Consider the following 13,348-nt stretch of genomic DNA (forward strand, 5'->3'; position numbering starts at 1 on the left):
CGGTGGTGTCCGGGGCGAGGCTGCCGGTGGCGGCCGCGGCGGCGGGGCGGACCGGCGCGGCGCGCTCCTCGGCCACCCGCAGCTTGGGCGGGGCGACCGCGGCCCGCCGGGCGGCGCGCACCCGGCGGCGGCGCGGGCGGGGGCTCTCGGCGGTGGCGCCGATATAGCCGCCGACGATGCCGCCCACGACCGCCCCCACCGGTCCGCCCACCAGGGCGCCCGCCACCGCGCCGGTGCCGACACCCACCGTGGTCTTGCTCGCGGCCATCGCGGCCTGCGGGGCCGCGAGGGCGCCGAGGAGCAGCAACGCGGAAGTAAATGCCTTCATGATCCCCGTCATCCCTTGATTCCGGCTGCGGTCCCTGGCGGGCCACCGTGACGAAATCGGGGCCGCTTCGGGCCGGGGCGCGGGTTCGGCCCGCCGGGACTTGCGCCGGGCGGCGCCTGTGCTTTCCGCACATCAGTCGTCGCGGCCGGCCCCCGTCGTCGCAGCCGGCAGAAGGGCGAGGAGATCCGAAAAGTCCGGGCGCGCCGCGATGTCGGGCCCCGTGCAGGCCCGCTCCAGGTCGCGCCAGGGGCCGGCGCCGATGTCCGCGAGGGTGAGGAGCTCGCCCAGGAGCAGCCCCCAGGCCCGCATCTCGATCCGGCGCAGGGCCGCGCCGGCCGGCCCCGCGGGCAGGGTCGAGGCGGCGCCGAAATCGCTGACGACGGCGGCGCCGTCCGTGCCGTCCCACAGGATGTTGTGGCCGTAGAGGTCGCCGTGCAGGATGCCGCGGGCGTGGAGATGGGCGCAGGCCTCCGCGGCGGCGCGGGCGATGCGCAGGGCCGCCGCCGGCGTCAGGGCGAGGCCCGGGGCGTAGACGTCGCGGCTGCAGCTCTCCAGGCTCGGCGGCCCGGCGAGCACCCGCCAGTCCGCCGGCAGCAGCGGCATCAGCAGCCCCTCCGCGCCCGCCGGGTGGTCGACGAGGCGCCCCAGGGCGCCGGTGAGGTGCGGGTGCGCGCCGGCCGCGAGGCAGGCCGCCATCTCGCGCTCGGGCAGGCCGTCGCTGGTCATGGCACCCTTGAACAGCTTCAGCGCGACCGCCTCGGCCGGGGCCCCGCCGCGGCGCCAGAGCGCCCGGTGCACGCGGCCCGAGGCGCCCTCGCCGAGGAGGTCGCCCGGTTCGAGATCGCGCCAGGACACGCCCGGCACGTCGCGGCGCCCGGGCGCGTCATCGACGGGATTGCCCGCGAAGGAGGTCCAGGCCAGGGCCGGCAGGGTGGTCAGCCAGGGCGGCAGCGCCTCCAGGCGGTTGGCGGCCAGCCGCACCAGCTCCAGGTTCGGCGCCCCCGCCAGGCTCCCGGGCAAGGCCGCCAGGGCGTTGCCCGAGAGCATGAGCTTCTGCAGGTGCGGGCGCTGCCCGAGGGCGTCCGGCAGGGCGGCGATCCGGTTGTCCGTGAGGGTGAGCCAGCGCAGGGCCGGGGGCAGGGCCTCGCCCGGCACCTCCTCGAGCCCGGTGCCGCGAAAGCCGACCTGGCTCAGGGACGGGCAATCCCCCAGGACCGGCGGCAGGCGGGTGAAGCGGCTGCCCGAGCAGAACAGCACGCGCAGGTGCCGCAGGCGGCCGAGATCCGCCGGCAGCGCGTCGAGGTGGCTGCCGCTGAGGTCGAGGAGCTCGAGGGTGTCGGCGAGGCCGAAGACCTCGGGCGGGAATTCGGCGAGGCCGGGGGGAAAGCGCAGGGCCCGGGCCCCGGCGCAGTCGCCCCGGCGCAGGGAGGCCAGCAGGGCGGCCAACGGGTCGGCCAACGGGTCCTGGGTCATGTCGGGGGCGCGGGGAGCCGGATCATGCCGCCGGTCCTAGCGCGGGTGGGGGACCGGGCGCACGGCTTTTCGCGCGCAGGGCCGCGGCCCGGGCGGCGCCGGCGCGGGGATGGGCGGCGTCGAAGGCCTCCATCAGGCGGGCGGCGTCGACCTTGGTGTAGAGCTGCGTCGTGGCGAGGGAGGCGTGGCCGAGCAGCTCTTGGATCGCCCGCAATTCGCCCTGGCGCGCCAGGAGGTGGGTGGCGAAGGAGTGGCGCAGGGCGTGCGGCGTCGCGCTCGGGGGCAGGCCCAGCCCGCCCCGCATCGCCGCCACGGCGTACTGGATGATCCGCGGCGAGAGCGGGCCGCCCTTGGCGCCGACGAAGAGCGGGCCGTCCGGCGCCAGGACGTAGGGACAGGCCGCCACGTAGTCGGCCACCGCCGCCGCGACCACCGGCAGCACCGGCACCATCCGGGTCTTGCCGCCCTTGCCGAGCACGGTGACGGAATCGGTGCCCGGCACGGGCGCGTCCTTCGCCCGGATCCCGAGGGCTTCGGAAATGCGCAGGCCCGAACCGTAGAGCAGGGCCAGCACGGCGGCGTCGCGCGCCAGCACCCAGGGCTCGCGGGTCTCGCCGGCGCGCAGCTCCGGCCCGGTCATCGCCCGGGCGGCGTCGATGGGGATCGGGCGCGGCAGGCGCCGCTCCACCTTGGGCGAGCGCACGGCGCCCAAGGCCGCCACGGTGCCGTGGCCCTGGCGCTCGAGGTGGCGGGCGAAGGAGCGCAGGCCCGCCAGCGCCCGCATCAGCGAGCGCCCGCCGACCCCGTCCGCCCGGCGCGCGGCCATGAAGGCGCGCACGTCGCGCGGTTTCAGGGCGACGAGCTGGGCGATGCCGGGCGGGCCGTGCCGCCCGGCGCGATGGGCCAGGAACTGGCGCAGGTCCCGGGCATAGGCCTCGACGGTGTTGGGCGAGAGGCGCCGCTCCCGCGCGAGTTCGTCCTGCCACGCCCGGGCTTCGGCGCGCAGGGCCGCGTCCCCGGGAAACGCCAGGGCGTCGGCGGGGAGCGGGGCGGGACCGGGTGCGGAGGATGCCATCCGGCCACTGAAGCCCGAGAGGCGTTGACGCTCCGTTGCCGAGGGGGCGCGGGGTGGCGGAATCTGACTGCCGGGGAGGTCGGCTTTCGACCCTTTGCAGACGTTGGAAATGTCCGCTTCACGACGGCCGGGTGGACGAAGACCTGCGTTCGAAACTGCTGGATATCGGACGTCCGTGGTCGGCACTCCTGCTGATACGATAAGGCACAGCAAACCTCATAGTCGTTAGGGTGAGGAAGGATCGGCCCCCACGATGGCGGCGATGCGACTGGAGCGGCCGAGCCATCCTTCTTGTGCGTCTGGAACGGTGTGCTCTCCCGGTAGTAGGCACGGTTTCAGCCTAGCCTCGATCGTCCAGCAATCCGTCCAGATGCCGCCACGTCGAATAAGCAGATGCCGACCGTCGGCGGTGATCACGAGACGGGGGTTGGTCGTGAAGGAATGATCCTCTGAGTATGTGACCTCAGTGACCCCCTTGAAGAGCGTCTGCCAGGACCACCCGGTGGGCTGCTCCCAAAGGCCGAGGATCGTGTCCGTCATCCCAGGTTCGAGAGTCATCATGACGACCTGTCCATTCGGAAGGGTGACGCGATCTATTTCCGAGCGGAGTGTGGCCAATTGTACGAAGCCGATCACTAACGCGATCGCCGGGAGTGCGATCACAAGGCCCAACAAGGGTATGAGCCTTCGCCATCCTCGTTCACCGGCAACTGAGATCAAAAGGGAGAGTGCCAGCAGGATCACTCCCACGATGGGAGCATGATGGACCCAGGATGGCGGGATAACTTGAACGCTGCTGCGGAACGGCGCGACGCCAACAGAGAGAACGATATAGAGTGAGATGAGCAGGCCGCCACCGAGCAGCAAGGGACGCTGTAGGCGGGTAAGGTGCATCATGGTGAGTCCATCAGCATAGAAAGTTTCGCATAGCAACCACAGTGGCTGTTGGGTCAATACTGCCTTTGTGTTGGAGGACGGAAGTCGCTTCGCGGAAAAGGGGCGGAGGCCGCTCCCGACCCTTTGCAGGCCCTGGGAAGGTCCGCTTCAAGCTGCCAGACGAAATGAGGTGAACGACTGGTTTGTTGAAGAGCGATTGGCACTCGGGCAGATAGTTCATCCAGGCCGCGTCAGCCTTCGAACGAGGAAAGATCATGCGCTGGGTAGTCTGTTCGATGATTGCCATGCTTGGTACGGCGAGCGCCGACGAAGCCTCAATGCGTCGTTCCTCAATACGGCAGACCATACCAGCCTGCGCACTTGATCCTGTGCCCGCAGACGAACGCCTCTTCATACTTGGAGCGGCGACGCCATCTGTAGCGAGCAATCTCGTCTTTGCCGAACACGAAAGGGAAGCGGCGCTCGTACAGATCACCGTCGAACCTGGACCGGAAAAGCTCGCGCTCGCCATCTTTGGCGGCGACGGAACTATCTACGAAATTGAAGACCCGCACGGTCGCGCAGCCCGTATCCTGCTCCTCACGCGTGGGAGGACGAAAGCCGGTGTCGCAGGCGTCCCACGTGATCGTGTGCATCTGGTTGATTACGAAGGCTGCGCAGGTAGCCAGAGCCAGTCGATCATGCGCGCCGCAATGGACCCATCGCCAAAGGTTCGTTTGGCAGAGCGAGAAATCCTGGCACCAATGTTTGATCATCTGCCGGAGGTCATCATGCTGGGCGACGCCGAGCGTGTTTTTGTCCCTTCCGGCGAACGACGGGAGGTCGCCGAGGAACCATATGGCCTAACGATCATGAGCGATAATAAAGACTCGACAACGTTTCAGCGGCAACGTTTGGAATTTGAGTCGAATAAGCAGCCAATCGAGGTTTACGCAAAATCTGAGATGAGCGTACACATGCGCAACCTGCTCGACTCCCACCCTGGCGGTTTGCGCTATATGGACCCAGCTATGGTGGTGAGCCGTGCCTCGATTGCACAAAGCCCGCACATTCCTACCGCACAGCCTAAATAGCTACATCCTTGCCGTTCCACTTTGCCCCCCCCCCGTATGAACAACCGGCGACTGTTTGACGTGGCTTAGGGGCGGAACGTCCGCTTGAGGGCGAAGGGTCAGGGTCTGCTCCCCACCCATCACCGACGCAGAGGGGCGGGCCTAACACCCGCCCTCGATCCGAAACGGGCCGCCGCGACGCCTCATTGCCATACAGAAGCGCCCGTCACTCGCCCCACATCCAACCCCTCACCCCCGGCCCATCCGGTCCCCCAAAAAATCCCAGATCCGCGCCTCGGCCCGGCGGGATTCCGGCAGGCCCAGCAGTGGGTAGACGTGCATCAGGCCGGGCTCCTCGTGATAGGCGAGGGGGGCCTCCTCCGCCCGGGCGAGGGCGGCGAGGCGGCGGGCATCGGCCACCAGGATGTCGTGGGTGCCGCAGAAGAGTTCGATCGGCGGCAGGCCCCGCAGGGTGCCGAAGAGGGGGCTGACCCGCTCGTCCGTGAGGTCCCAATCGCCTGCGTACCAGCGCCCGAGGGTCCGCACGCCCGGGCGCATCAGCATCACGTCCCGGGGTTCGATCCGGGCCTGGGACGGGTCGGCGGTGGTGACGTCGAGCCAGGGCGAGATCAGGACGAGGCCGGCGGGACCGGGCAGGCTGCCTGCGCCGCCGGTCTCCCGGACCTGCATCGCCAGGGACAGAGCGAGGCCGCCTCCGGCGGAATCGCCCATCAGGGTGATCGGCGCTCCCGGATCGGCCTCGGCGCAGGCCCGGTAGACCGCCATCGCGAAGGCGCTCGCCTGCGCGCAGGCATGCTCCGGCGTCAGCGGGTAGAGCGGCACCGTGACGGTGAGGCCCGTGGCCGAGACCAGCCGCGCGAGGAAGCGCCAGTGGAGGCGGGTGATCGGGCTCGTATAGGCGCCCCCGTGCAGGTAGATCACCCGCCCCGTGCGGGCTCCCTGGCCGGGGGCCCCGGCCCCCGTGCGCGGCGCCCGTGCCCCCGTGCGCGGCGCCAGGGTGTAGACCTCGAAGCCGTCGCGGGTCTCCCAGGTCACGGCCAGGGTCCGGCGCAGGGCGGGCGTCGGCCGGGCCGGCCGCGGGCGCCGGGCCACCGCCGCCTCGGGGTCGCGCTCCGCCTGGGCGAAGCTGCGCCGCCGCCCGGTGAGGCGGATCGCCAGGGCGAGGAGGCGCGCGGGCAGGCTGGTCACAGCCGCCCCGCGATGGTGTCGCCAACCCGCAGGGCGTTGGCGATGATGGTCAGGGTCGGGTTCACGGCCCCGATCGAGGGGAAGAAGCTCGCATCGGTGACGTAGAGGTTGTCGATGCCGTGGGCCCGGCAATCGAGGTCGAGCACGGAGGTGGCCGGGTCCGTGCCGAAGCGCAGCGTCCCGGCCTGGTGCGCGGTGCCGCCGATGGGCGTGTCCTTGCCGAGATAGAGCGAGCGGTCGAACAGGTGCGGGTGCACGTCGAGCTTGCCGCAGAGGTCGCGCAGCTTCTGCTTCAGGCGGGTATGCCCCTCCATGTTGCTCTCGGTGAGGTCGAGGCGGACCCGGCCGCCCTCGTAGAAGATCCGGTTCTCCGGCCGGGGCAGGTCCTCCGAGGTCAGCCAGAAGTCGAGGGAATGCTTCGCGATCCAGTCGAAGGGCTTTTCGGGAAACCATTGCAGGAAGCCCGGCAGGCCCTCGCCGTGGATCTGGGTGCCGTCGGACTTGCCGACCATCTGGATGTGGCCCAGCGGAAAGTCCCAGTCGTCCGAACCGAAGTAGAAGTCGTTGAGCCCGAGGGTCTTCTGGAACTTCGTCGGGTTCGGGGTGCGCGAGACCGCCAGCACCGTGGCGTTGTTGTGGCGCATGTAGTTGCGCCCGACCTGGCCGGAGCCGTTGGCGAGGCCGTGCGGGTGCGCCTCGTTGGCCGAGCGCAGCATCAGCAGGGCCGAGGAGAGGGCGCCGCAGGCCACCACCACGATGTCGCCCGAGACCGTCCGGCTCTGCCCGTCGCGCACGAGCTCGACGCCGGTGATCGCCCGCCCGCTCGGGCTGGTGAGGAGGCGCTCGACATAGGCGCCGGTCCACAGGGTGAGGTTCGGGTGCCGGGCCAGGGCCGGGTCGACGCAGATGATCTGCGCATCGGCCTTGCCGTTGGTCAGGCAGGGATAGCCGTCGAAGGCGTCGCAGCGGATGCAGGCCGAGTGCGGCAGGGCCTTCCCGTCGCGCTCGTCGAGGAGCACGCCCACCGGCAGGTGGAAGGGCCGGTGCCCCTCGCGCTTCAAGCCGTCGAACAGCTCCTGGATGCGCGGCTCGTGGGAGACCGGCGGGTAGGCGTAGGGCTTGTCCGCCGGAGGCTCGGTCGGGTCCTCGCCGCGCAGGCCGTGGACGTGGAAGAGCTCCTCCGCCGCCTGGTAGTAGGGCGCGAAGGTGTCGTACTTCACCGGCCATTCCGGCGCCTCGCCGTCGGGGTGGCGCACCACGTCGAAGTCGCGGGCGCGCAGGCGCAGCAGCACCGAGCCGTAGACCTTGCTGTTGCCGCCCACGTAGTAGTGCAGGCCCGGGTGGAAGGTGCGCCCGTCGGCGCCGTACCAGGTCTCGGGCGCCTGGTAGCGCGCATCCACGAAGACCGCCTGACTGTCCCAGTTCTCGCGCTCCCGCGGCAGGTAGCCGCCGCGCTCCAGGAGCAGCACCCGCTTGCCGGTCTGGGCGAGGCGCCAGGCCATGGTGCCGCCGCCCGGCCCCGAGCCCACGATCACCACGTCGTAATGGTCCTGATTCATGGGGGTTTCCATGGGGCGTCCTTCGGGATCCTGCGCCGCGGGCGGGTCGGTTCGCGGATGCCGGCACCGGAGCCTCGCTTGCGCCACGATCGCGCGCCGCGGTGCAGCATCCGATGCTCCGAACGTTTGAACCCCCGCGCGGGTGCCGCGTTCAACCGCCGATGGCATCACGTTCTGCCGAGCCATCCCATCCCGGCGGGTCGCCCACCTCTCAGGTCAGGACCGGATCTTGGTCGCACTCAGCATCGGTATCGCCTTCGCGGTCCGGCTCCTCCTGGTCCTGCTGTTCCTGCCCTTCAGTGCGCTGGACAAGATCCTGAATTTTCGGGGCGCGGTCGGCCAGGCCCGCGAGCGCGTCGCCAGCACCAGGCTCGCCCGCGCCCTCATCCTCGCGGGGCTGTTCGTCGAGGTGGTGATGTCGGCCGGCATCCTCACCGGCATCGCCGACCGGGCCGCCGCCTTCGTGCTCGCCGGCTATTGCGGCGTCACGGCCCTCCTGTGGAAGCAGTTCTGGCGCCCGGGCGACTTCTGGGCCGGCGGCGACAGCAAGGGCCGGGGCCTGTTCTGGGACTTCCTCAAGAACGTCGCCCTCGCCGGCGGGTTTCTGCTCATCACCTTCGGCACCGGGGCCGACACGGTGCGGCTCTTCCTCGCCGACCCGCTGGCCTCGTCGCAGCCCTACCGCACCACCCCCGTTTCCACCCCCGTCAGGACGAGCCCATGAGCGACGAGACCGCCCCCGAAAAACCCCGCGTGCCCTACTGGCACCTCTGGACCGACGCCGAGGGCGTCAGCCACCAGACCCGCTGCGCCCTGACCGATTTCGACATGAAGTCGATGCAGCCGCCGGCCGATCCGCAATGGCAGGGCACCAAGACCCATGACGGCGCCACCGTGATGGTCACGGTGCAGCCGGTGGGCTGGACCGGCGCCTGGCACGAGAACCCGAAGCCCCAATGGATCATCCCGCTCTCGGGGCGCTGGTTCGTCGAATCCATGGACGGCACCCGGGTCGAGATGGGGCCCGGCGAGATCTCCTTCGGGGAGGACCAGAACACGAAGGCGGTGGACGGGCGCCAGGGGCACCTCTCCGGCACGGTCGGGCCTGAACCCGCCGTGCTGATGGTGGTGCAGTTCGATGCGCCGCCCACCGTCGCCACCCCGTGCCGGTTCCGGTAGCCCCATGGCGTCCACGCGCGAAGATCCGGGGTTCGAGGTCGTCGATCAGCGCTTTGCCGGATACCTGCTGGGCAATGCCGAACTGGAGGAGATCGCCACCGGCTTCCGCTGGATCGAGGGGCCGGTCTGGTTCGGGGATGCCGACTGCCTGCTGTTCCAGGACCTGCCGCGCGACCGCACCCTGCGCTGGAGCGAGGCGGAGGGGCTCTCGGTCTACCGGGCGCCCTCGCACTTCGCCAACGGCCAGACCCGCGACCGCCAGGGCCGGCTGATCGCCTGCTCGCACCGGAACCGCTGCCTCACCCGCACCGAATACGACGGCGCCGTCACCACCCTGGTCACCCACCATGCCGGGCGCCGCCTCAACGCCCCCAACGACGTGGTGGTGGCCTCCGACGGCGGGATCTGGTTCACCGATCCCGTCTACGGCATCGCCACCGACTACGAGGGTGGCCGCCAGACCTCCGAGCAGCCGCCGGCCCTCTACCGCCTGGACCCGGATTCCGGCGCGGTCCGCGCCATGGCCACCGATTTCGACGGGCCGAACGGGCTCGCCTTTTCCCCCGACGAGCGGAGGCTCTACGTGGCCGAGACCGGCGACCAGAGCCGGCCGAACCCGCGCCAGTACATCCGCGTCTTCGACGTCGGGCCGGACTTCGCGCTCTCGGGGGGCGGGGTCTTCCACACCGTCGCCCCCGGCTACTGCGACGGGATGCGGGTCGACGAGGACGGCAACGTCTGGAGCAGCGCCGCCGACGGCGTCCACTGCATCGATCCCTCCGGCCACCTGATGGGCAAGATCTTCGTGCCCCACCGGGTCTCGAACCTGACCTTCGGCGGCCGGATGAAGAACCGCCTGTTCATCGGCGGCTCGCACACCCTCTACGCGATCTTCCTCAACCGGCGCGGCGCGCAGAACCCATGACGGGGGACGTGAAGCCGGATAGCGGGGCCGGACCGCTGCGCCTGGACCGGATTCGCCTCGTCAGCGCCGATCCCGAAACGCTGGCGCGGTATTTCACGGCGGCGCTCGGGTTTTCCCGTGTGACCTCGACACGACCTCTGGTCGACCGGCGAACCACTTTTGGCGAAACCGTCGTGTCCCTCCGGCTCGGCGCGCAGGCCGTCGACCTCGTCGGGTTCGACCGTCCGGGGCGGCCCTATCCCGACGCCGTGCCGGGCTGGAGCCCCCTGTTCCAGCACATCGCCATCGTGGTCTCGGACATGGCGGCCGCGGTCTCACGCCTGTCGGCGACGCCGGGCTGGCGCCCGATCTCCACGGCCGGGCCGGAGCGCCTGCCGGCGGCCTCGGGCGGCGTCACCGCCTTCAAGTTCCGCGACCCCGAGGGGCATCCCCTTGAATTCCTTGCGTTTCCCCCCGGGCAGGTACCGGAGGCCTGGCGCGGCGGCGGCCCCGATCCCTGCCTCGGCCTCGACCATTCGGCGATCTCGGTGACGGATACCGCCGCGAGCCTCGCCTTCTACGCGGGCCTCGGCTTCAGAGCGGCGTCGCGCTCCACCAATGTCGGTCCCGCGCAGGCCCGCCTCGACGGCGTGCCGGACCCGCACGTCACCGTGACGGGCCTGAGGCCGCCGGGGGCACCGACACCGCACGTCGAACTCCTTGACTATGCAGGGGAATTTTCCCGCGGCGGTCACGTCTGCGACGACCGCGACATCGCCGCCACCGTCCTGGTCTTCGCCGGCGCCGATGGCGCGCCCCGCCACCTCCGGGACCCGGACGGCCATCGGCTTCGGCTGACCTGAGATCCTCGTCCGGAGCGGCCCGCCCGTGGGGCGCGGCGCCGAATGCGCCCGGAACCGGAAATTCACGGCTTGCGGACCCCGTCGCGCACGCCCTCGCCGGACCGCGTGTCCGCCTGCGTCGCGATCCAGGCCAGCGCTGCAGCCAGATCGCGGAAAGGCGCCGGCCTCGGAGAACCGAGGTTGCCGAAACCCACCTCCAGGAACCAGTGTCCGGCCTCCGGGCCATGGTCGGCCGAGAGTTGGATCAGGATCGCGACGAGGAGCCCCTCGTCCATGACCAGCCGGCCTTCCTCGTCGCTGCTCCCTGTCCGGATCCGGATGGACTGGAGGCTCAGCGTCATGGGCCGGGTGGCCGCTTCTGATGCAGGTAGGCCGGGTCGAATTCCGCGCGGTTCGTCAGTGCGTCCCAGTCGTGGATGACGAGGCGCTGCCCCTGAAGGGTCAGCAGTCCCTGGCCGCGCAGATCCTGTAGGACGCGGTTGACGTGGACGTTCGAGACGCCGATCGCATCGGCGATGTCACCCTGGGTGAGGGGCATCTCGCAGGCGAAGTCCCGCGCCAGTCCCATGCCGTGCAACTTCAGGTAGATCTCGCAGAACAGGTGCGTGATCCGGCCGAGCGTCGAGCGGCGTCCGATATTGGTCATCCACTCCCGGAAGATCGCCGCGTCCACGAGGGTATCCCGCCAGAGGGCGGCCGTGATGCCGGGATGGTTGCGGGTGAGGTCGAGCATCGCCTCGTGCGGGATGAAGGCCAGGGTGCAGGCCGTCAGGGTGCTGAGGCTATGATCCATCACCGGCAGGTGCAGGCTCTGCAGGTCGGGGATGTCCCCGGGGATGTGGACCGACAGGATCTGCCGCTTGCCCTCGTCGAGGAGCTTGTAGCGGAAGGCCCACCCTTCGAGCAGGAGGCAGCATTGCTTGGGATGGTCGCCGTCGCGCACGATGTCCTGATGGGCGCTCAGTTGCCGGCGCGTGACCGGCAGGCGTTCGATCGCCCGACGCTCGAGGTCCGAGACGGTGATGATAGTCTCCAATTTTCGAACGAGCAGGCTGAGATCGGTGCCGGCGGCAAGGCTCATTGCGCAAGTGCCTTTCTCGGGCAGGTTTGGCGTGGGCAGGAGTGACGCATCGGAACTCCGTAGACCGGCCGGACCGCGCAATCCTCACCTACTAACATGAAGACAGGTGGGGAGGTGCCCGCGTTGGCCGGGTCTGCCCGCGGGTATCGACCTCGCCCTCTCGCCAGGGGGGGGGCCGAATGGGCCTGCTTTAACAAGGCGAACGCCGGCGCATTAACAAATATCAGTGACAGGCCTGACTGTGCCGATCAGGCTGAAAGTATCACGCGGATGTGAATGGGCCCTTCGCTGGTGGAAGCGATCCCCGATCTTACCGAAGAACGTGGCGGGGGCGTGAGAGACCCGCGCCGCTTCGTTCAGGTTCAGATCGGCCACACCCCCTGGGGGCATGCGACCCTGCCCCTGCGAATCCGTCTGGCTCGCGGATTCTCATGTCGCATGACCGGGTGGGCGGGGATGAGATGCCCGTCACCCACGCATTCCTGGTCCAGACCCTGGGATCCCAGCGCCTCGGCGCGACCCTCAGCGTGCAGGCGCTCGAGGCGCTCGCCGCTAGCAGCAACGGACTGCCCGAGGGCGAATTTCACCGGCTCATTCCGCAGGGACCGGACCCGGAGCGCGGCGCCGGGATCTGAGCCGGTGTGTCCCGTCGGATGCGCGCGGCCTGACGCGGGTCTGAAAGGCGGGGCTGGGCGGTTGCAGCTGTTGAGACTCGAGCCGCCCAGCCCCTATCGGAGCGCGGACCTTGGGAAGGAGGCACTTCGATCGGGGGGGGGAAATCTGCATTCTGATGGAACGCGATCACCCACGATTACGTCGCACCACGTGATGTCCGCGGGGCGCCTTTTAGAAAGTCGGAGCCGACGCAGGCACGTGCGGCCACATCTTCAGTACGTCGGCATCACGGCTACCGGATTCAAGCGCATCGAAGTCCGGGCCTCATGGAGGACCCGCCTCTCGCCAAAACTCAGTCGTTATTCTAGACGAAGTCCCATGCGAATGGTTGGGAGGCGGTCCAAATTGAGGCAATATCTCATGAATATTCAAAGATAAATTTGAATAACAGAAATGCATGAAGATAATCGGTCGCGGGGCCGATTTGGAAGATCCCATGGCAGGGGCCGACCTGCACACGGTTCGCGACGAGAAATGCCTGTGGACTTGGTCGACCACGGCACCGTACAACCATTCCAAAGACGGGGCCGCCGCCGCGGACATCCGGCGGAGCACGACTCACGACTGGGCAACACGGCAGGAAACGCATGATCCGTTTGAATTTGAACGGCGCCATCCGCGAGGTCGAGGCCGAACCCGACACGCCGCTCCTCTGGGTCATCCGCGAGCAGGCCGGCCTCACTGGCACCAAGTACGGCTGCGGCATCGCACAGTGCGGCGCCTGCACGGTGCATATCGACGGCACGGCGGTGCGCTCCTGTTCGATGCCGGTCTCCAGCGTCACCCCTGACCAGAAGATCGTGACGATCGAGGGCCTGTCGAAGGATCGCTCGCACCCGGTGCAGAAGGCCTGGGCCGAACTCGACGTGCCGCAATGCGGCTTCTGCCAGTCTGGAATGATCATGGCGTCGGCGGCGCTGCTGGCGCAGAACCCGCACCCGAGCGAGGCGCAGATCCGCTCCGAGATCACCAACATCTGCCGCTGCGGCACCTACAACCGCGTCCTGGCCGGCATCAAGCTCGCCGCCGATGGCGGCCAGGCCGGTTGAGGAG

15 protein-coding genes are annotated in these 13,348 nt (G+C 69.6%); 7 read left to right on the forward strand and 8 right to left on the reverse strand.

The window, feature by feature from the left end:
* The 4 genes from AC6EUL_RS20305 to AC6EUL_RS20320 form a co-directional block, all read right to left on the reverse strand.
* The coding region (locus AC6EUL_RS20305) for a hypothetical protein (protein ID WP_499872306.1) at positions 1-328 on the reverse strand (328 nt) is incomplete at its 3' end.
* Between the two features lie 132 nt (positions 329-460).
* Positions 461-1,801, reverse strand: a complete 1,341-nt coding sequence (locus AC6EUL_RS20310; RefSeq protein WP_499872308.1) for a leucine-rich repeat-containing protein kinase family protein — start codon at positions 1,799-1,801, stop codon at positions 461-463.
* A gap of 22 nt (positions 1,802-1,823) precedes the next feature.
* Positions 1,824-2,876, reverse strand: coding sequence for a tyrosine recombinase XerC (locus tag AC6EUL_RS20315; RefSeq protein WP_499872310.1), 1,053 nt, complete (start codon positions 2,874-2,876; stop codon positions 1,824-1,826).
* 225 nt (positions 2,877-3,101) lie between these two features.
* Entirely contained in the window at positions 3,102-3,773 is a 672-nt protein-coding gene (locus AC6EUL_RS20320; RefSeq protein WP_499872312.1) for a hypothetical protein, read from the reverse strand.
* A 254-nt stretch (positions 3,774-4,027) separates the two neighbouring features.
* On the opposite strand from AC6EUL_RS20320, the gene AC6EUL_RS20325 reads away from it, so the two are divergent.
* On the forward strand, positions 4,028-4,846 hold the full coding sequence (locus AC6EUL_RS20325) for a hypothetical protein (protein ID WP_499872314.1): 819 nt from the start codon (positions 4,028-4,030) through the stop codon (positions 4,844-4,846).
* Positions 4,847-5,074: 228 nt separating this feature from the next.
* On the opposite strand, the gene AC6EUL_RS20330 is transcribed toward AC6EUL_RS20325, so the two are convergent.
* Entirely contained in the window at positions 5,075-6,034 is a 960-nt protein-coding gene (locus tag AC6EUL_RS20330) for an alpha/beta hydrolase fold domain-containing protein (protein WP_499872316.1), read from the reverse strand.
* A complete protein-coding gene (locus AC6EUL_RS20335) occupies positions 6,031-7,605 on the reverse strand; it encodes a GMC family oxidoreductase (RefSeq protein WP_244476460.1) in 1,575 nt (524 codons plus the stop codon). Before AC6EUL_RS20335 ends, AC6EUL_RS20330 begins: the two co-directional genes overlap by 4 nt.
* A gap of 217 nt (positions 7,606-7,822) precedes the next feature.
* Between AC6EUL_RS20335 and AC6EUL_RS20340 the strand changes: the two genes are divergently transcribed.
* The 4 genes from AC6EUL_RS20340 to AC6EUL_RS20355 are packed head-to-tail and all read left to right on the forward strand — an operon-like array spanning position 7,823 to position 10,539.
* The gene (locus AC6EUL_RS20340) at positions 7,823-8,317 is read left to right on the forward strand and encodes a DoxX family protein (RefSeq protein WP_499872319.1); all 495 of its coding nucleotides are present in this window, start codon (positions 7,823-7,825) and stop codon (positions 8,315-8,317) included.
* The gene (locus AC6EUL_RS20345) at positions 8,314-8,772 is read left to right on the forward strand and encodes a cupin domain-containing protein (protein ID WP_056216166.1); all 459 of its coding nucleotides are present in this window, start codon (positions 8,314-8,316) and stop codon (positions 8,770-8,772) included. The genes AC6EUL_RS20340 and AC6EUL_RS20345 overlap by 4 nt, the downstream gene beginning before the upstream one ends.
* 4 nt (positions 8,773-8,776) lie before the next feature.
* Positions 8,777-9,697 carry an SMP-30/gluconolactonase/LRE family protein gene (locus tag AC6EUL_RS20350; RefSeq protein ID WP_499872321.1) on the forward strand — a complete coding sequence of 307 codons (921 nt, stop codon included), beginning with the start codon at positions 8,777-8,779 and terminating at the stop codon, positions 9,695-9,697.
* Positions 9,694-10,539 carry a VOC family protein gene (locus AC6EUL_RS20355; protein WP_499872323.1) on the forward strand — a complete coding sequence of 282 codons (846 nt, stop codon included), beginning with the start codon at positions 9,694-9,696 and terminating at the stop codon, positions 10,537-10,539. The genes AC6EUL_RS20350 and AC6EUL_RS20355 overlap by 4 nt, the downstream gene beginning before the upstream one ends.
* Before the next feature lie 62 nt (positions 10,540-10,601).
* On the opposite strand, the gene AC6EUL_RS20360 is transcribed toward AC6EUL_RS20355, so the two are convergent.
* Positions 10,602-10,880, reverse strand: a complete 279-nt coding sequence (locus AC6EUL_RS20360; RefSeq protein ID WP_499872325.1) for a hypothetical protein — start codon at positions 10,878-10,880, stop codon at positions 10,602-10,604.
* Positions 10,877-11,620 (reverse strand): Crp/Fnr family transcriptional regulator, encoded by a 744-nt coding sequence (locus tag AC6EUL_RS20365; protein ID WP_056216157.1) that lies wholly within the window; start codon positions 11,618-11,620, stop codon positions 10,877-10,879. Before AC6EUL_RS20365 ends, AC6EUL_RS20360 begins: the two co-directional genes overlap by 4 nt.
* A 461-nt stretch (positions 11,621-12,081) precedes the next feature.
* Here AC6EUL_RS20365 and AC6EUL_RS20370 point away from each other — a divergent pair, with 461 nt between their 5' ends.
* Positions 12,082-12,255: a hypothetical protein gene (locus tag AC6EUL_RS20370; protein ID WP_499872328.1), complete on the forward strand. Its 174-nt coding sequence runs from the start codon at positions 12,082-12,084 to the stop codon at positions 12,253-12,255.
* A gap of 627 nt (positions 12,256-12,882) precedes the next feature.
* Positions 12,883-13,344, forward strand: a complete 462-nt coding sequence (locus AC6EUL_RS20375; protein ID WP_056216155.1) for a (2Fe-2S)-binding protein — start codon at positions 12,883-12,885, stop codon at positions 13,342-13,344.
* Positions 13,345-13,348 lie beyond the last annotated feature (4 nt).

The sequence above is a fragment of the Methylobacterium sp. 001424705 genome, assembly GCF_059816145.1.